This window comes from Polynucleobacter sp. 35-46-11, from assembly GCF_002281105.1.
The window spans coordinates 1-15,133 of the sequence record NZ_NCFJ01000006.1 but is presented as its reverse complement, the minus strand read 5'-3'; the positions used below and the strand labels follow the sequence as shown (position 1 = coordinate 15,133).

The following is a 15,133-nucleotide window of genomic DNA, read 5'->3' as shown; positions in this document are numbered from 1 at the left end:
AATACATGCGTTACCAATCAACTCGGGGCAATAGCCCACAGCAATCCTTTTTAGAAATCTTGCTCGGTGGATTAGCTCCAGATGGTGGCTTATATCTGCCTACCGAGTACCCTCAAGTAACTAAAGAGCAGCTGGATTCTTGGCGCGGGATGTCCTATGCTGATCTCGCTTACGAAGTGTTGAGTTTATATTGCGACGATATACCTGAGGCAGATTTACGTGCTTTGTTGCGTAAGACGTATACAGAGCAGGTCTATTGCAATGGCCGCACTGAAGATAATGCCAAAGACATCACGCCATTACATTGGTTGGGTGAAGAGCAGGGTACTCGTATCGGCTTATTGAGCCTGTCTAACGGACCAACACTGGCATTTAAAGATATGGCGATGCAATTGCTCGGCAATCTCTTTGAATACGCGCTAAGGAAGAAAGGTCAGAAGCTCAATATTTTGGGCGCGACTTCTGGCGATACTGGTAGCGCTGCTGAATATGCGATGCGCGGCAAAGAAGGCGTGAAAGTATTTATGCTCTCACCACGCGGCAAGATGAGTGCTTTCCAGTCTGCGCAAATGTATTCCCTGCAAGACCCGAATATTTTTAACTTGGCAGTTGCCGGCGTATTTGATGACTGTCAAGATATCGTCAAGGCAGTCAGTAATGACCATGGCTTTAAAGCAAATCATCAAATTGGAACCGTGAACTCCATTAACTGGGGTCGTGTAGTGGCTCAAGTTGTGTATTACTTCCAAGGTTATTTGCTGGCAACAAAATCCAGCACAGAAAAAGTCTCTTTCACAGTGCCATCGGGTAACTTTGGCAATATCTGCGCTGGCCATATTGCTCGCATGATGGGTTTGCCAATTGCGCACCTCATTGCTGCTACTAACGAGAACGATGTTCTCGATGAATTTTTCCGCACCGGTGTTTACCGTGCACGTAAGTCTGCCGAAACTTTGCATACTTCTAGCCCATCTATGGACATTTCTAAAGCGAGTAATTTTGAGCGCTTTGTATTTGATCTTATGGGTAAGGACGGCAAAGTAACTGCTGGCATGTTCAAGCAGGTTGATGAAGCAGGCGGCTTTGATATTTCAAAAGACGCCGTATTTAAAGACATTACCAAGTACGGATTCCAATCCGGTCGCAGTACTCATCAGAATCGCCTAGACACCATTCGCAATATTGATTCACAGTATGGCGTGATGATTGATACGCATACAGCTGATGGTGTGAAGGTGGCGCGCGAGCATTTGCAAGCAGGCATTCCAATGATTGTTTTGGAAACTGCTTTGCCTATTAAGTTTGAAGAAACGATTGAAGTGGCATTGGGGCGTCCAGCAGAATGCCCGCCAGCATTTAAAGATATCAAATCAAAGCCGCAACGCGTTGAAAATATCGAGGCTGATGTCAATCAAGTGAAACACTTCATTACTACCCACGTTAACTAACTCAAAAATAAAGCCCTATGACTAAGCCTCCGATGTTGACTGCTCAGCAGGCTTTAGATCACCTGCTGTCAAATGCAAAAGCGGTAGGTGATAGTGAAATGGTCACGATGCAAACCGCCTTAGGCCGTGTGCTTGCAGAGAATGTAAGCAGTCTGGTCGATGTGCCTCCACTCGATAACACTTCCATGGATGGCTATGCTGTGCGTACTGCGGATACGCAAACTCCTGGAAGCACTCTCAAGATTGCACAGCGTATTCCAGCGGGATCCATGGGTACCGAGCTAGAGCCTGGCACTGCTGCCAGAATTTTTACAGGCGCCCCAGTGCCCCCAGGTGCTGATGCGGTTGTCATGCAAGAAGACTGCGCTATATCAGAGGGCTCAACCGATCAAGTGCAGGTCAATATTGCGCCAATTTCAGGTCAATGGATCCGTCGAAGAGGTGAGGACCTGACTGCAGGCCAAACAGCTCTGACTGCGGGTACTTTTCTCAGGCCACAAGAATTAGGTGTTGCAGCGTCTGCTGGTCTGACGCATTTAAATGTAAAACGTAAGGTCAGAGTTGCTGCATTTTTCACTGGCGATGAGCTTTCTCTGCCAGGTGAGCCGCTTAAGCCGGGTGGCATCTACAACTCCAATCGCGATACTTTGTTAGCGTGTATTAAATCCTTGGGATGCGATGCCACAGACTTTGGAATCGTTCCCGATAGCCTGGAGGCCACCAAAGAAACGCTTCGCAAGGCCAGCAAAGATCATGATCTGATCATTACTTCTGGTGGTGTATCTGTTGGCGAAGAGGATCACATAAAACCAGCAGTGACTGCTGAGGGACGATTGGATCTCTGGCAGATTGCCATTAAGCCTGGCAAGCCTCTAGCTTTTGGTGCTGTGCGCAAATCAGATGCCCCAAAGAGCAATGGGTCCGAAGCAGAAACTTGGTTTATCGGACTTCCTGGGAATCCAGTATCCAGTTTTGTAACCTTCCTATTATTTGTGCGACCGTTTATTCTGAAGTTACAAGGCCGAGATGCAGGTATGCCACAGTCTTACCCAATGCGCGCTGACTTTGATTGGCTTAAAGGGGATCGTCGTAACGAGTTTCTGAGGGTTAAGATCAACGCGCAGGGCGGTTTAGATTTATTCCCAAACCAAAGCTCTGGAGTGCTTACAAGTGCTTCATGGGGTGATGGCTTAGTAGATTGTCCGCCGGGCCAAGCGTTTAAAGCTGGCGATATAGTGAAGTACATTCCATTTAACGCACTCCTCTACTAATCGTATTACGATTCTTATATGAAACTCGAATTGCGATTCTTTGCTTCCTTGAGAGAGGGTCTTAGTCTTTCTGGTGAGAGCATTGCTGTACCGGCAGAGGTCAAAACCATTGCTGACTTAAGAAGCTATCTTATTCAACGAGGAAATCCCTGGGCTCAAGTATTGGCGAGTAGCAAGGTAATTCGTTGCGCCTTAAATCAAGAGATGGTGGCTGATTCCACTCCGCTAGTAGAAGGTTCTGAAGTGGCTTTCTTCCCCCCGGTTACTGGTGGTTAAGATGCAGAATGATTTCATCCGCATTCAAGAGCAAGACTTTGATCTCACTACAGAAGTTAAGGCGCTGCGCAAGGATGATCCGCGTGTTGGTGCAATAGTGACTTTTGTGGGTACTGTCCGAGATATGAATGACGGCAGTCAAGTCAAGGGCATGATGCTGGAGCACTATCCTGGCATGACGGAAAAAGCCTTAGAGGAAATCATTAAGCAAGCTACAGGTCGCTGGGATCTTTACAAGACGCTAGTCATCCATCGAGTAGGACCGCTGTTGCCCGAAGACCAAATTGTTTTGGTAGCAGTAACTAGCGCTCATCGAGGCGAGGCATTTGCTGCTTGTGAGTTCATCATGGACTACCTAAAAACAGCAGCACCATTTTGGAAGAAAGAAGAAACCCCAGAAGGCAGTAAGTGGGTTGATGCCCGCGTGACCGATGATGCTGCAATGGCGCGTTGGAAATAATTTCCCGCTAAATTTCTTTTAGCATCAAAGCTAGCTCGAGACCACTTAACCAAGCGCCCTCGACTCTTCCGCCATTGAGCCAGTCGCTACAAAGTCCCAGACCAATATCGGGTAGCGAAAGAAAGCTGATTGAATTTTCTAAGCCGCCACTTGCATAACGCCAACGGTGCATGCTGATTTCGGCATCCCGACAATTTAATCCCAGCCTTGTCAGGCATTGCACCATCTGGTCTTGGGCATCCTCTTTGCTGAGCTCCACATTCTCTTGACTCCAGGCTGGGCTGCCATGAATGGTCCAAGTATTTCCTTGACGCATTGGCTTGGATCCATTCTGGCAAATCCAGCCAATGATTTCTTGATTGATAAATGCCGCATCAAAATCTGCTGTTTTCTGATTGGGAAAATTCGCCATCATTGTCCAGCAGGCCTTCATCTGTGCTGAGTCGGCGATATCAGAAGCTCTGATATCAAGGCTCCTCACTAAGGCGCTTGCCTGAGGTGCAGGTATAGCCAATACGACAAAATCATATGATGTTGGAATATCGCCAATCTCATTGCTTCGAAGATGCCACTTGTCAGATCTCCGATCTAACTGTGAGATTGTTGTCTCATATTGAATTGATAATTCTTCGGCAAGATGCTTTCCCGGGGAGTTCATATTGGGGGTGCCAATATAGCGAATTTCTTGTGAATTGCTCTCACGCCATGCCTTGGCCTCATACACCTTGATTTTGGGTGTCCAAATAGCGGCAGTACCGGCCCGCATCCATTGTTGCACCTCCTGAATAAAGCGGGGATCTCTAGCAGTAAAGTATTGGGCACCATGGTCTGCTGACCACCCTTCACTTCGACGAGTGCTCATGCGCCCACTGGGGCCACGACTTTTTTCAAAGATATCTGCTGAGATTCCTTGCAGCTTGAGCTCCCGCGCACAAGAAAGGCCTGCAATTCCTGCGCCAATAATTGCCACTCTCTCAATTTCTTTATTGCTATTCATATGCGGGGAAGTATTTTTCGAAAAGTCAGATTAATTCGAGGGCTTTTAACCATTGTTGTCTTGAGAAGACTGTGATGCCAATGTTCCTGAATAGGTGGATACATGATTAATGCACTGCCATGCTCTAGAAATATTGGACAAGTTGTTTTATCTTGCTTATGGCGAAATGCAAACTTACGTCGAGCGCCCAAGCTGATAGATGCAATGGGGTTCGTACCGCCTAACTCTCTCTCATTGTCACTGTGCCAGCCCATTCCCTCGGCACCGCTGTGATACAGATTGAGTAAGCAAGAGTTGTAGGTGTGGCCAGTAAATTGTTCAAGCTTATGCTTTACTTCCAATAACGCACTAATCCAGGTCTGAGGTATTTTTTGAACTCCAGAGTAAGTGTATGTGCACTCAGGATCGCCCACCCACGCAACTTTTCTTGCGGTCTTTACTAAGTTACCAAACATTTTGATCTCATCCGCCTCCCAGACAAGAGAGCTCAGTAGGTATTTGTAAAGATGATCAGATTCATCTGCATCATAAAAATGATGGAAATATTCAGCCCGCCCATCTTTTTCCAGTAGGCATATTGGATCGGATGAGTTTAATTGGTTAAATAAGGAATTTTGCATGCTTGGTAAATCTTGGTGGGGCGTGTACACAATTACGATAAAAACTCTAGAATAGGCTTCATTATGAATTGTTCGGAACAAATAGGTTAATCATGAAAGCACCAGATAAGCGTTGTTGTGGCTCAGGCGTCTGCATCATTAATGATGCAGGAGAGTGTTGGTGTGGCCAAGTGTGGGATGGCGAGAAAATGAGCGCAGCCCCTTTATTGTCGGCAAAAACTCAGGCTACCAAACTAGGTTCCGAACCTGATCAGGCTAAGTCCGAATCCCAGGACCCTCTTTAATACAAGACTTACTGGCTGATTGCTCTTCTGCCTTTAGCCAAGCGGGGCGACCTTTGCCCTGGTGGGTGAGCTCTGTTAATTGATTTGGACTGAGATTTGTCACGAGTTTACGTGTGACGCAATCGCAATACTCGCCAAAAGAATCGGCCGACACCTCTTTTAACTTCACATGTAGTTGGACTTGCTTCTTGATGCATGCTTCTTTGTAGTTCTGGGTGAACTTCCCTTGACTAGCATCTTGAGCATATGACGATAGAGCTGCTGAAGTGAGTAGGCCGGTAACAATATATTTCTTGAATGGTTTCATAGTGTTTTAGTCAGTAAGTAAATAAAAATACCAAGTTGAGTGATATTGATAACAACACTTAAGCCGTGCAGTATGTGGAACTGCTTATTCTTACCTTCGTCTTTTGCGGCATTGATTTTCCCTGTGAGAAAAAATAAGGTGAAGGCGAATAAAATCGCACATGCAATTAGGTACAGCCTGCTCGCAGCATCTTGTTCTGTAAATATAGCTATCAAAGTGACAAGCCCAAGGCTGGCATAGTATTTTGGAAAAAAGTTCCTTACGTACTTGCTAGACCACTCTACAGGAAGGACTCTGAATACGGTGGGCGCTACTATAACGGTGAAGAACAACATGATTCCCACCATGCCAGAAATCAGATAATTTGTAATCATGTTTGCCTTTTCATTTGGATGATCCATACACTCTGCGAAGGGAATGGGCAGCTACGCCATCCTTTAGCGCCTCTCTCACTGGGATGGCCATGAGTCGAATGGCAGAACTCATTGCCAATCTCTCTAGCCTTCTTGGTTGGGGTCGGTTAATGATGGGGTATACCCAATCTGGTAGATTCAGAAATCCTGCGCGACTGATTATCTTTACAAAAGGCTTGGCGCTGAGATTGCTTGGAAAGTTGTCTAGCATTGCAACAATACTTTTGGCCCTGTCACCGTAGTGAAGTTTGGGGATGTACTGCTTGATCGCATGCTCAGTGCCGGCATAGCTGTCTGGAAGATTAATAGCCCCCAACTTTTCGCCCAGCATTTTCATTTCCAAGAAATACTGATCTTTTTCTTGTGCGCGGAGAGACTCACTTTGATAAGACTCATAAGAGCGCATAAAGCTTCGGGTTTCTGTTAGGTGAACCCACGCGAGTAGCTTGGGATCATCAGCTCTATAGGGCTCGTTAAATTCATCAAACCCAGTGACCTTCCGGTGGATCTGATTGACGCGATGAATAGCGTTGTTGGCCATTTCATGAGAGCCATAAGTAGTTGCAGCAATGAAGAACGCTGTTCTGCCTAATCTACCTTTGAGATCCTCTCTGAAGCTTGAGTGATCCCATACGCCAGCAAGTGCCTTTGGGTGAAGAGCCTGCATTACCAATGAACTAATGCCACCGATCATCATCGAAATAAAATCAGCATGCACTTTCCAGGCTATAGATTCTGGACCGAATAAGCCTCTATCACCAGCGGGCTCGAGAAATGCGACTGGCGGACCACCGCCGCCCACCATTTCTCGAATTGACCGACGAATGAGCTCATCAATCATATTTTTTAATGAATGAGAGTGCTGCGAAGATCATTGTCCTCAATAATTTCTGAAATTAAATCGAGTCGGATTCTGGGATTGCTCTGAGCGAGTAAGTGATTCTTCTGGGCTGGGGGAAGCGGCAGGAGTTCGGCCAATCGATTAGAGACCCATCCGCAATCATCTAGATTTTCTGGGATTTTGAATGACCCATCCCCAAGCAAATCTTCACTTTTGATGACAGCAATAATCTCATGAAGAAGAGCAGCCACTTTTTCGTGCTCCTTTGGCAATGGTATTTCAGGGTCAGCATCAATCAGCTCAACTTCGCCCATCCATAAGCCATCGGATTCTTGCTTAATGTGCAAGATATGAAAGCGCTGAGTTCCATAGGACTTAGTCATGTAAAGAGCGGGCTGAATCGGATCAAATTCCTCCAGTTTTGCTAAGGTCCCAATGTTTGAAAAATTGGCGAGAGCACTTGCATCTGAATCAATCGGTTTATTGTCGAGAATGCTCACAACCCCGAAAGGCGAGTTTTCACGTAAGCAACGCTTCATCATGTCCAGGTAACGAGCTTCAAAAATTTTGAGAGCAATTACACCGCCTGGAAATAGGGTGGTTCCCAGTGGGAAAAGTGGTATCCAGCTAGTTGTCGAAGGAGTTTTTATCATGCATTGAATTTAAAGGATTTGCGTTTAGTTTGCTGAGCGCTCGAAATGGCACCCTGTTCAGCAGTAATCCCGGATTTCAGTCAAAATGAGGTCATTCACGGGAGAATAAAAATGATTCAAAAACTACGGGTTAAGCTCGCACGCTGGATTCTAGGCAAACATTGCCCTTGCTACCAAATGGGGTACCACTCCATGGTTGATTTTCAGCAGCGCAGTGCTGATCAGCTTGAAAAGGCTAAGCAAGCTCAGTCTGCCAATAGCTAGACTGTATGCGTAACTGAGATCCGCATTCCGCCATGAAAATCTGGAAGATGAGGCGAAATTGTGCATTGACCCCAGGTCAGTTGCTCAAGTTCTATATCGCCCTAGTTTGCCTCTCATTAACTGTCGCCACCGGGTTTTTATTGGCTGGCGTAAAAATTATCCTCATCTTCACTGCTATTGAGTTAACTGCAGTGACGATTGGTTTTTTAATCTACTGCCGTCATGCCTTGGATTTTGAAGAAATCGAAATTAGCGGCACCCGATTATTGGTGAGAAAGTTTATTGCCTATAAAGAGACTGTGATTGAATTTAATACGCACTGGGCAAGACTCTCTCAACCGGGAGAGCACGAAAAGATCTTTTTTATTGAGCAGACGGGGCAGAAGGTTGAGATTGGCCAGTTTCTCAGGCGTGAGCAATTTAAGAATCTCATTTCTGAATTAAGACCTTATTTGGGTTAACTTCAACCATAGGTGCACAAGGGTTAAATCTTGGCATCCTGCAGAAATAGCCATTTAACTTGATACTGGTTTTAATTCAACATTTCTTCTAAATTCGTCATGAATGTCAATACAGCAGTAAAAGCCGCGCTCAACACCTTAGTCGACATAGCAACCCATTCTGGGGGCATTCAACCAGTTACCGGCCTTGAGTTAGCGCAGCGCCAAAAATTATCCATTAGCCGAATTGAGCTTTTGCTCAGCGCATTGCGTGCTGCCGGAATTGTCAAGGGTATAAAGGGTCGAAACGGAGGCTACACGCTCTTGCAAGATTCTCGTATGGTCACCATTAAGGATGTTGTGCTGGCTATGAATTACATTAAAAAACGCAAGGTTGAGGCTTGTGATATTGCAAGTGAGCTCTACCAGTCTTTAGAGACTTATATGCTTGGTTGTATGGCCAATATGAACCTCTCAGATGCCATTAAAGATTATGTGCCGCGATTTAGCGATGCCAAAACCGCACCAGAGCGTCAGACTTTTTCTTACCCAGAATTGAAGGTGAGTAAGCCATCTAAGGGTGAGGTTCAGAGGGTAGTTAAAGTGCCGTTTAAGAAGGTCGAAGATGTGCCCTTGGCCCCAAACTCCATTTTTAGTTTTGGTGATTACCTGCACAAAGCAGGATAACAATAAGGATCTTGATGATGCAGATAAATGGATGGAATTTCGCCCGCAAACTTTTTTTATCTCTCGTTCTTGCAATAACACCATGGGTAGCTTCAGTAGCCGCTGATACCACTCCAGCTAAATCTGATCCTGCTTGGCTAACGGATGTCCGCACTAGTATTAAATCTAACAATTACGAGCAAGCCTTAAAGCAATTGCAGTCGGCAAACGAAGTCAACTCTGCAGACTGGAATAACCTCATGGGGTACAGTCTTCGTAAAAAGCAGCCACCTGATTTGGTGGCATCTGAAAAGTATTACCAGGCAGCACTCAAGATCGACCCAAGTCATAGGGCTGCTCTGGAGTATTACGGTGAGTTAATGTTGATGAAGAAGGACTTGTCTGGGGCTGAAGCAATGCTAGCCAGACTTGATAAGGCCTGTCTGTTTGGTTGCGAAGAGTACAGTGACCTTAAGGCGAGTATTGCGAAGTATCAGGGAAAAAAATAACTCTTTACCGCTAATGTCATCAGGTGAGCGTGAATATCCCCCGTTAGCATTTGTTGATATTGAGACAACGGGCTCTCATTTTGAGCGCGATCGTATTACTGAGGTGGGCATCAAATCTCTGATTCATGACCAAGTTGAGACTTGGGAAAGCCTTATCAATCCTCAAACATTTATTCCGCAAAATATACAAGCCTTGACTGGCATTCGTCCTGACATGGTGAGCAAGCAGTCGCCCTTTGAAGGTTTGGCTACAGAGATTGCCCGAGAGCTACAGGGTAAGATTTTTGTAGCCCATAACGCCCGATTCGACTATGGATTTTTAAAGGCGTCCTTTAAGCGCGTGGGCATCGACTTTAAGCCTAAAGTACTTTGCACCGTGAAACTTTCTAGATTGCTATTCCCAGAGCAGGCTAGACACAATCTTGACACCATCATCAGCGTTCATGGCCTCAAGATTAGCTCGCGGCATCGTGCCCTAGGTGACGCCGATTTACTGCTCCAGTTCTGGCGAGTATGTGAAGCTAAGCTTGGGCGTGAGGCTCTGCTCAAAGCAGTAAATCAGCTCATTGGAAATGCCAGCTTGCCGCCCAATATTGATAAAGCTCTAGTGGACTCCATTCCGGAGGGGCCGGGCTGCTATATTTTTTATGGCGAGAATCGGATCCCACTCTATATCGGCAAAAGTATTTCATTGCGCAGTAGGGTGATGGGGCATTTTCAAGGAGCGCTCACCCAACGCAAGGAAATGAGGCTCTCCTTACAAGTAAGAGACATCGATTGGATTGAAACCAGTGGGGAGTTAGGCGCACTCATTTTGGAATCGCAGCTCATTAAAGAGCGCATGCCCAGCATGAACATTAAATTACGCCGCTCTAAGGATCTTTGTGCTTGGAGACTGGAGCTCGATGAGAGTGGTGTGCTAAGACCGCAACTCGTTGGACATCGTGAATTGGATCCTGGAATTCAAGAAAACTTGTTTGGCTTGTTCTACAGTAAGAGAGAGGCCAACGCTTACCTAAAAGCAATAGCCAAAAAATACCGTCTTTGTGAGGCGCTTTTGGGTTTGGAGAAGCGTATTGAAGGTAAGGCTTGCTTTGCTTATCAAGTAAAGCAATGTGGTGGCGCTTGCATCGGTCAGTCCCCCATCGAATTGCACAATCTTCAGCTAAAGACTGCATTGGAGTTATTTCAGGTTCAGGTTTGGCCGTATCTAGGCCCCGTTGCAATAAAAGAGGCGGGGCATATGCACGTAGTCGACCGCTGGCGTTATCTGGGAACAGCAATCAACGAGGAAGAGCTTTACGAATTGGCCGACTCAGGAGAATCTGAATTTGATCTGGATATTTACAAGATCTTAAAAAAAGCACTAGCAGGAAGCTTTAAGAACCAGGTAATTCCTCTAATGCTTAGGGATCCCGCTTAAACCGGATCCATCTTTTGGGCTTTGAAAAAACCTAGCTTTTCCGCCCTTGGTAATTTCTTTAACTTTGCCTCTGCCTTAGAGGCTTCAGATCGATCAGGGTGCTCTTGGGTGGCCAAAATGACGACTGGTCTGCGAGCCCTCGTATAGCGAGCACCTTCCCCTGAATTATGAGCTGCCAAGCGATGTTCTAGGCGGTTGGTAATGCCAGCGTAATAGCTGCCATCAGAACACTCCAGGAGGTAAACAAGCCAGGTCAAAATAGGGATAAATTCGCTTAAAAAGTGGTCTAACAGACTTGAAATTAATAAGAATGCCCCTATATTCTATAGGTATAAATGTATAAAAATAGATAGAGTTGATAGGACTTACAAATGAGAATAGATAAATTAACTACGAAGTTTCAAGAAGCCCTCAGCGAGGCGCAAAGCCTTGCTTTGGCAAAAGACAATCAGTATATAGAGCCAGCCCACTTGCTCTTGGCTATGTTGCGTGATTCCGATGGTGGTGCCAAGAGTTTGCTAACTCGCGCTGGCGTGAATGTTCCAGGTCTTGAGAAGGCAACCGAAAAGCTCATTAGCAACCTCCCAGAAGTGCAGGGCACTAGTGGTGAGGTTCAGGTAGGCCGTGATTTAAGCAACTGGCTCAACTTATGTGAAAAAGAAGCCAATAAGCGCAATGATCAATTCATTGCTGGTGAGCTCTTCTTGCTGGTCGTGGCTGATGACAAAGGTGAGCTAGGTAAGATTGCTCGTGAGAATGGTTTAAATCGTAAATCGTTAGAGGCGGCTATTGATTTAGTCCGCGGAGGAGAATCAGTGAATAGTGCAGATGCTGAAGGTCAACGTGAAGCCTTAAAGAAATACACTGTCGATTTAACTGAGCGTGCCCGCATGGGTAAGCTGGATCCTGTCATTGGTCGCGATGATGAAATTCGTCGCACCATTCAGATTTTGCAACGTCGCGGTAAAAATAACCCGGTGTTAATTGGTGAGCCTGGCGTGGGTAAAACTGCCATCGTGGAGGGCCTTGCCCAACGAATCATCAATGGTGAAGTGCCGGAAACTCTCAAAAACAAGCGTGTCCTTGTTTTGGATATGGCTTTGCTATTAGCTGGTGCTAAGTACCGCGGTGAATTCGAAGAACGTCTAAAGGCTGTTTTGAGTGATGTGGCTAAAGACGAAGGTCAGACCATCATTTTTATTGACGAGATTCATACGATGGTTGGTGCAGGCAAAGGAGAGGGTGCAATGGATGCCGGCAATATGCTCAAGCCTGCCTTAGCGCGCGGTGAATTGCATTGCATTGGTGCGACGACTTTAGATGAGTACCGTAAGTACATCGAAAAGGATCCAGCGCTTGAGCGTCGCTTCCAAAAAGTCATGGTAGAGGAGCCTAGCGTTGAAGCTACTGTTGCCATCTTGCGCGGCCTCAAAGAACGCTATGAATTGCATCATGGTATTGAAATTACAGACCCGGCAATTGTCGCGGCAGCAGAGTTATCTCATCGCTACATTACAGATCGTTTCTTGCCAGATAAGGCTATCGACCTCATTGATGAGGCTGGCTCACGTATTCGGATGGAGATCGACTCTAAGCCTGAGGTGATGGATAGATTAGAACGTCGCTTGATTCAGTTGAAGATTGAGCGCGAAGCCGTTAAGAAGGAAAAGGACGATGCTTCGAAAAAACGCCTAGGCCTCATTGAAGATGAAATTAAGCGTCTTGGCGCTGAGTATGCTGATTTAGAGGAGGTCTGGAAAGCAGAAAAGGGTGCTGTATTAGGTGCAGCTCACCTGAAGGAAGAGATTGAAAAAGTAAGGATAGATATTGCAAAGCTACAGCGTGACGGTAAGTTAGAACAAGTCGCTGAATTGCAATATGGCAAGTTGCCTGAGCTTGAGGCTAAGCTCAAATCCGCTGCTGCTGCTGAAGCAAAAGGTGATAAAGATGGCGTCGCTAAGAACAAGCTCTTGCGCACACAAGTAGGTGCAGAAGAGATTGCCGAAGTAGTATCTCGTGCGACTGGCATTCCGGTGTCGAAGATGATGCAAGGTGAGCGCGACAAGTTGTTGAAGATGGAAGAGCTGTTACATAAGCGCGTGGTAGGTCAGGAAGAGGCTATTCGTGCGGTATCGGATGCTATTCGTCGTTCCCGTGCTGGTCTTGCTGAAGAGAATCGTCCTTATGGCTCATTCTTATTCTTGGGCCCTACCGGTGTTGGTAAGACCGAGCTATGCAAAGCCTTGGCCGGCTTCTTATTCGACAGCGAAGATCACCTCATCCGTATTGACATGAGTGAGTTTATGGAGAAGCACAGCGTGGCACGTTTAATCGGTGCGCCTCCAGGCTATGTAGGTTACGAAGAGGGCGGTTATTTGACCGAGCAAGTTCGTCGCCATCCATACAGCGTGATCTTGTTTGATGAGATTGAGAAAGCACATCCAGACGTCTTTAACGTACTCTTGCAAGTATTAGACGATGGCCGCTTGACCGATGGTCAAGGCCGTACTGTGGATTTCAAAAACACAGTGATTGTGATGACTAGTAATATTGGTTCGCATCTCATCCAGTCCATGACTGATAAGAAACAGTCCGAGATCAAAGATGCGGTATTTGAAGAGCTGAAGAATCATTTTCGCCCTGAGTTCTTAAATCGTATTGATGAGATCGTGGTGTTCCATGGTTTAGATAAAGGCAATATCGCTAATATTGCAAAGATCTTGCTCAAGAACTTGTCAGATCGTTTGGCCAAAGTGGATATGCAGTTGGAAGTCAGCGATGCTGCTCTGAGCAAGATCGCAGAAGTTGGTTTTGATCCGGTATTTGGGGCTAGACCACTAAAGCGTGCTATTCAGCAATATATCGAGAACCCGGTTTCCAAGATGATCTTGGAAGGCAAGTTTGGCCCTTCGGACACGGTTCCTGTAGGCGTCGATCAGAATGGTGACTTTAGTTTTAGCAAGTAAGGCAAAGTAACATCAGCAGGAATTTTCCTGTCCAAGTAAACTCGGTACATGACTGACGCCCTAAAAATGAGGCGCGCCAGTGATGTCCGGGTTGTTGGTCTCATTAGCCTGGCTCACGGCAGTTCCCATTTCTTTCACTTAATCCTGCCGCCCATGTTCCCATGGTTGAAAGCGGAGTTCGGCTTTAACTATGCTGAGCTAGGTCTGCTCATGACCATTTTCTTTGTAGTCTCCTGCATTGTTCAAGCAGCTTCTGGTTTTTTAGTGGATCGCATTGGGGCTCGCCCCGTATTGTTTGCTGGTGTGGTTTTACTGGCATTGGCAGCGCTCACTTACTCGCAAAGTAATGGTTATGCCATGTTGGTTTTGGGTGCAGTGATTGCGGGTTGTGGGAATGGTGTCTTTCATCCAGTTGACTACACCTTAATCAATCATAAAATTTCACCACCAAATTTGCCTTACGCTTATTCCATTCATGGAGTAACGGGCTATATTGGTTGGGCCGCAGCTCCAGCCTTTATGGTGGCGGTAGCAAGTATTGCTGATTGGCGGATTGCTTTTCTCTCTGCGGCAGTGCTTGAGGCCCTGATCCTGCTTACTCTTTGGGTTGGTAGGGCACGCTTAATTGATGATGTTCATGCTAGGCGCGAGGAATCACAGACTAGTCATGCTCAAAGCAATCCTGGTGGTGCGCCCATGAGCACCTTTGGATTTTTGAAGTTACCAGTTGTATGGCTTTGCTGGATTTTCTTTTTCTTTAGCATGGCGGCAACTACAGGCCTACAGTCATTTGCCCCAACTGCGCTTTTTAAGATCTACGACATAGCAGTAAGCTCGGGAAATTACTATCTCACTCTGATGTCTATGGGTGGCGCAGGCGGCATGTTGTTAGGTGGTTATTTAGCAACTAAATTAAAAGTGCCTGAACGCATCATTACGATTTGCTTTACTGTGAATATTGTCATGGGGCTTTTATTAGCAACGGGCTTGATTCCAATCGAGCTGATTGTGATTGCATTTATTGTGATCGGTCTTGGTTTAGGTATTGCTGCACCATCTCGCGATCTCATGATTCGATCGGCGACGCCCTCTGGTTCATCGGGCAGGGTATACGGCATCGTGTATTCAGGGATTGATCTCGGAGCGGCGATGAGTCCATTAATCTTCGGAATTTTCTTGGATATCGGTTTGCCTAAGCTTTTATTTGTAGGTGTGGCGCTTCTACAGCTCATGATAATTTTGACTGGATTTAAGGTCGCCTCTATCGGCAAGCCTAGTACTGCTTAAAAGGTCTC

19 protein-coding genes are annotated in these 15,133 nt (G+C 46.1%); 12 read left to right on the top strand and 7 right to left on the bottom strand.

The genetic code is table 11. From position 1 onward, the window contains the following. Positions 1 to 5: 5 nt before the first annotated feature. Genes thrC through moaE form a run of 4 tightly spaced genes read left to right on the top strand, consistent with a single transcriptional unit; the run spans position 6 to position 3,455 of the window. Positions 6 to 1,448 carry a threonine synthase gene (gene thrC, locus B7Y67_RS01415; RefSeq protein ID WP_293596982.1) on the top strand — a complete coding sequence of 481 codons (1,443 nt, stop codon included), beginning with the start codon at positions 6 to 8 and terminating at the stop codon, positions 1,446 to 1,448. 32 nt (positions 1,449 to 1,480) lie between these two features. Continuing rightward, positions 1,481 to 2,719, top strand: coding sequence for a gephyrin-like molybdotransferase Glp (glp, locus tag B7Y67_RS01410; protein ID WP_293596997.1), 1,239 nt, complete (start codon positions 1,481 to 1,483; stop codon positions 2,717 to 2,719). A gap of 18 nt (positions 2,720 to 2,737) precedes the next feature. Further along, positions 2,738 to 2,995, top strand: a complete 258-nt coding sequence (gene moaD / locus B7Y67_RS01405; protein ID WP_293596981.1) for a molybdopterin converting factor subunit 1 — start codon at positions 2,738 to 2,740, stop codon at positions 2,993 to 2,995. A 1-nt stretch (position 2,996) separates the two neighbouring features. Further along, positions 2,997 to 3,455 carry a molybdopterin synthase catalytic subunit MoaE gene (moaE, locus tag B7Y67_RS01400; protein ID WP_293596980.1) on the top strand — a complete coding sequence of 153 codons (459 nt, stop codon included), beginning with the start codon at positions 2,997 to 2,999 and terminating at the stop codon, positions 3,453 to 3,455. Between the two features lie 7 nt (positions 3,456 to 3,462). Here the strand turns inward: moaE and B7Y67_RS01395 are convergent, their stop codons facing one another. Continuing rightward, complete coding sequence (locus B7Y67_RS01395) at positions 3,463 to 4,452, bottom strand: NAD(P)/FAD-dependent oxidoreductase (protein ID WP_293596979.1); 990 nt, start codon at positions 4,450 to 4,452, stop codon at positions 3,463 to 3,465. Then, positions 4,449 to 5,072 carry an alpha-ketoglutarate-dependent dioxygenase AlkB gene (locus B7Y67_RS01390; RefSeq protein ID WP_293596978.1) on the bottom strand — a complete coding sequence of 208 codons (624 nt, stop codon included), beginning with the start codon at positions 5,070 to 5,072 and terminating at the stop codon, positions 4,449 to 4,451. Before B7Y67_RS01390 ends, B7Y67_RS01395 begins: the two co-directional genes overlap by 4 nt. A 92-nt stretch (positions 5,073 to 5,164) precedes the next feature. Between B7Y67_RS01390 and B7Y67_RS01385 the strand changes: the two genes are divergently transcribed. After that, positions 5,165 to 5,356 (top strand): hypothetical protein, encoded by a 192-nt coding sequence (locus B7Y67_RS01385; RefSeq protein WP_293596977.1) that lies wholly within the window; start codon positions 5,165 to 5,167, stop codon positions 5,354 to 5,356. Here B7Y67_RS01385 and B7Y67_RS01380 read toward each other — a convergent pair. The 4 genes from B7Y67_RS01380 to B7Y67_RS01365 are packed head-to-tail and all read right to left on the bottom strand — an operon-like array spanning position 5,328 to position 7,570. Beyond that, entirely contained in the window at positions 5,328 to 5,663 is a 336-nt protein-coding gene (locus B7Y67_RS01380) for a hypothetical protein (RefSeq protein WP_293596976.1), read from the bottom strand. The genes B7Y67_RS01385 and B7Y67_RS01380 overlap by 29 nt on opposite strands. Continuing rightward, positions 5,660 to 6,064: a DUF4149 domain-containing protein gene (locus B7Y67_RS01375; RefSeq protein ID WP_293596975.1), complete on the bottom strand. Its 405-nt coding sequence runs from the start codon at positions 6,062 to 6,064 to the stop codon at positions 5,660 to 5,662. Before B7Y67_RS01375 ends, B7Y67_RS01380 begins: the two co-directional genes overlap by 4 nt. Next, the gene (locus B7Y67_RS01370; RefSeq protein ID WP_293596974.1) at positions 6,048 to 6,917 is read right to left on the bottom strand and encodes an oxygenase MpaB family protein; all 870 of its coding nucleotides are present in this window, start codon (positions 6,915 to 6,917) and stop codon (positions 6,048 to 6,050) included. The genes B7Y67_RS01375 and B7Y67_RS01370 overlap by 17 nt, the downstream gene beginning before the upstream one ends. 5 nt (positions 6,918 to 6,922) lie before the next feature. Further along, positions 6,923 to 7,570, bottom strand: coding sequence for an LON peptidase substrate-binding domain-containing protein (locus tag B7Y67_RS01365; protein ID WP_293596973.1), 648 nt, complete (start codon positions 7,568 to 7,570; stop codon positions 6,923 to 6,925). Positions 7,571 to 7,681: 111 nt separating this feature from the next. Here B7Y67_RS01365 and B7Y67_RS01360 point away from each other — a divergent pair, with 111 nt between their 5' ends. The 5 genes from B7Y67_RS01360 (at position 7,682) to B7Y67_RS01340 (ending at position 10,872) form a co-directional block, all read left to right on the top strand. Further along, positions 7,682 to 7,834: a hypothetical protein gene (locus B7Y67_RS01360; protein WP_293596972.1), complete on the top strand. Its 153-nt coding sequence runs from the start codon at positions 7,682 to 7,684 to the stop codon at positions 7,832 to 7,834. Positions 7,835 to 7,881: 47 nt separating this feature from the next. Continuing rightward, entirely contained in the window at positions 7,882 to 8,295 is a 414-nt protein-coding gene (locus B7Y67_RS01355; protein WP_293596971.1) for a DUF2244 domain-containing protein, read from the top strand. 99 nt (positions 8,296 to 8,394) lie between these two features. Then, entirely contained in the window at positions 8,395 to 8,961 is a 567-nt protein-coding gene (locus B7Y67_RS01350) for an Rrf2 family transcriptional regulator (RefSeq protein WP_293596970.1), read from the top strand. A 14-nt stretch (positions 8,962 to 8,975) separates the two neighbouring features. After that, positions 8,976 to 9,449: a M48 family metallopeptidase gene (locus tag B7Y67_RS01345; RefSeq protein WP_293596969.1), complete on the top strand. Its 474-nt coding sequence runs from the start codon at positions 8,976 to 8,978 to the stop codon at positions 9,447 to 9,449. 13 nt (positions 9,450 to 9,462) lie between these two features. Beyond that, positions 9,463 to 10,872, top strand: coding sequence for an exonuclease domain-containing protein (locus B7Y67_RS01340; protein WP_293596968.1), 1,410 nt, complete (start codon positions 9,463 to 9,465; stop codon positions 10,870 to 10,872). Here B7Y67_RS01340 and B7Y67_RS01335 read toward each other — a convergent pair. Continuing rightward, positions 10,869 to 11,129, bottom strand: a complete 261-nt coding sequence (locus B7Y67_RS01335) for a GIY-YIG nuclease family protein (RefSeq protein WP_293596967.1) — start codon at positions 11,127 to 11,129, stop codon at positions 10,869 to 10,871. The genes B7Y67_RS01340 and B7Y67_RS01335 overlap by 4 nt on opposite strands. 114 nt (positions 11,130 to 11,243) lie before the next feature. Here B7Y67_RS01335 and clpB point away from each other — a divergent pair, with 114 nt between their 5' ends. After that, the gene (gene clpB / locus B7Y67_RS01330) at positions 11,244 to 13,838 is read left to right on the top strand and encodes an ATP-dependent chaperone ClpB (protein ID WP_293596966.1); all 2,595 of its coding nucleotides are present in this window, start codon (positions 11,244 to 11,246) and stop codon (positions 13,836 to 13,838) included. A 48-nt stretch (positions 13,839 to 13,886) separates the two neighbouring features. Then, a complete protein-coding gene (locus B7Y67_RS01325; protein WP_293596965.1) occupies positions 13,887 to 15,125 on the top strand; it encodes an MFS transporter in 1,239 nt (412 codons plus the stop codon). Positions 15,126 to 15,133: the final 8 nt, after the last annotated feature.

What these genes read in the sequence shown, in the direction of transcription:
- thrC (WP_293596982.1), top strand. Translation starts at nt 6, where the DNA reads ATGCGTTACCAATCAACTCGGGGCAATAGCCCACAGCAATCCTTTTTA.
- B7Y67_RS01365 (WP_293596973.1), bottom strand. Translation starts at nt 7,570, where the DNA reads ATGATAAAAACTCCTTCGACAACTAGCTGGATACCACTTTTCCCACTG.
- B7Y67_RS01360 (WP_293596972.1), top strand. Translation starts at nt 7,682, where the DNA reads ATGATTCAAAAACTACGGGTTAAGCTCGCACGCTGGATTCTAGGCAAA.
- glp (WP_293596997.1), top strand. Translation starts at nt 1,481, where the DNA reads ATGTTGACTGCTCAGCAGGCTTTAGATCACCTGCTGTCAAATGCAAAA.
- B7Y67_RS01395 (WP_293596979.1), bottom strand. Translation starts at nt 4,452, where the DNA reads ATGAATAGCAATAAAGAAATTGAGAGAGTGGCAATTATTGGCGCAGGA.
- B7Y67_RS01350 (WP_293596970.1), top strand. Translation starts at nt 8,395, where the DNA reads ATGAATGTCAATACAGCAGTAAAAGCCGCGCTCAACACCTTAGTCGAC.
- moaE (WP_293596980.1), top strand. Translation starts at nt 2,997, where the DNA reads ATGCAGAATGATTTCATCCGCATTCAAGAGCAAGACTTTGATCTCACT.
- B7Y67_RS01385 (WP_293596977.1), top strand. Translation starts at nt 5,165, where the DNA reads ATGAAAGCACCAGATAAGCGTTGTTGTGGCTCAGGCGTCTGCATCATT.
- clpB (WP_293596966.1), top strand. Translation starts at nt 11,244, where the DNA reads ATGAGAATAGATAAATTAACTACGAAGTTTCAAGAAGCCCTCAGCGAG.
- B7Y67_RS01390 (WP_293596978.1), bottom strand. Translation starts at nt 5,072, where the DNA reads ATGCAAAATTCCTTATTTAACCAATTAAACTCATCCGATCCAATATGC.
- B7Y67_RS01345 (WP_293596969.1), top strand. Translation starts at nt 8,976, where the DNA reads ATGATGCAGATAAATGGATGGAATTTCGCCCGCAAACTTTTTTTATCT.
- moaD (WP_293596981.1), top strand. Translation starts at nt 2,738, where the DNA reads ATGAAACTCGAATTGCGATTCTTTGCTTCCTTGAGAGAGGGTCTTAGT.
- B7Y67_RS01370 (WP_293596974.1), bottom strand. Translation starts at nt 6,917, where the DNA reads ATGATTGATGAGCTCATTCGTCGGTCAATTCGAGAAATGGTGGGCGGC.
- B7Y67_RS01340 (WP_293596968.1), top strand. Translation starts at nt 9,463, where the DNA reads ATGTCATCAGGTGAGCGTGAATATCCCCCGTTAGCATTTGTTGATATT.
- B7Y67_RS01380 (WP_293596976.1), bottom strand. Translation starts at nt 5,663, where the DNA reads ATGAAACCATTCAAGAAATATATTGTTACCGGCCTACTCACTTCAGCA.
- B7Y67_RS01325 (WP_293596965.1), top strand. Translation starts at nt 13,887, where the DNA reads ATGACTGACGCCCTAAAAATGAGGCGCGCCAGTGATGTCCGGGTTGTT.
- B7Y67_RS01355 (WP_293596971.1), top strand. Translation starts at nt 7,882, where the DNA reads ATGAGGCGAAATTGTGCATTGACCCCAGGTCAGTTGCTCAAGTTCTAT.
- B7Y67_RS01375 (WP_293596975.1), bottom strand. Translation starts at nt 6,064, where the DNA reads ATGGATCATCCAAATGAAAAGGCAAACATGATTACAAATTATCTGATT.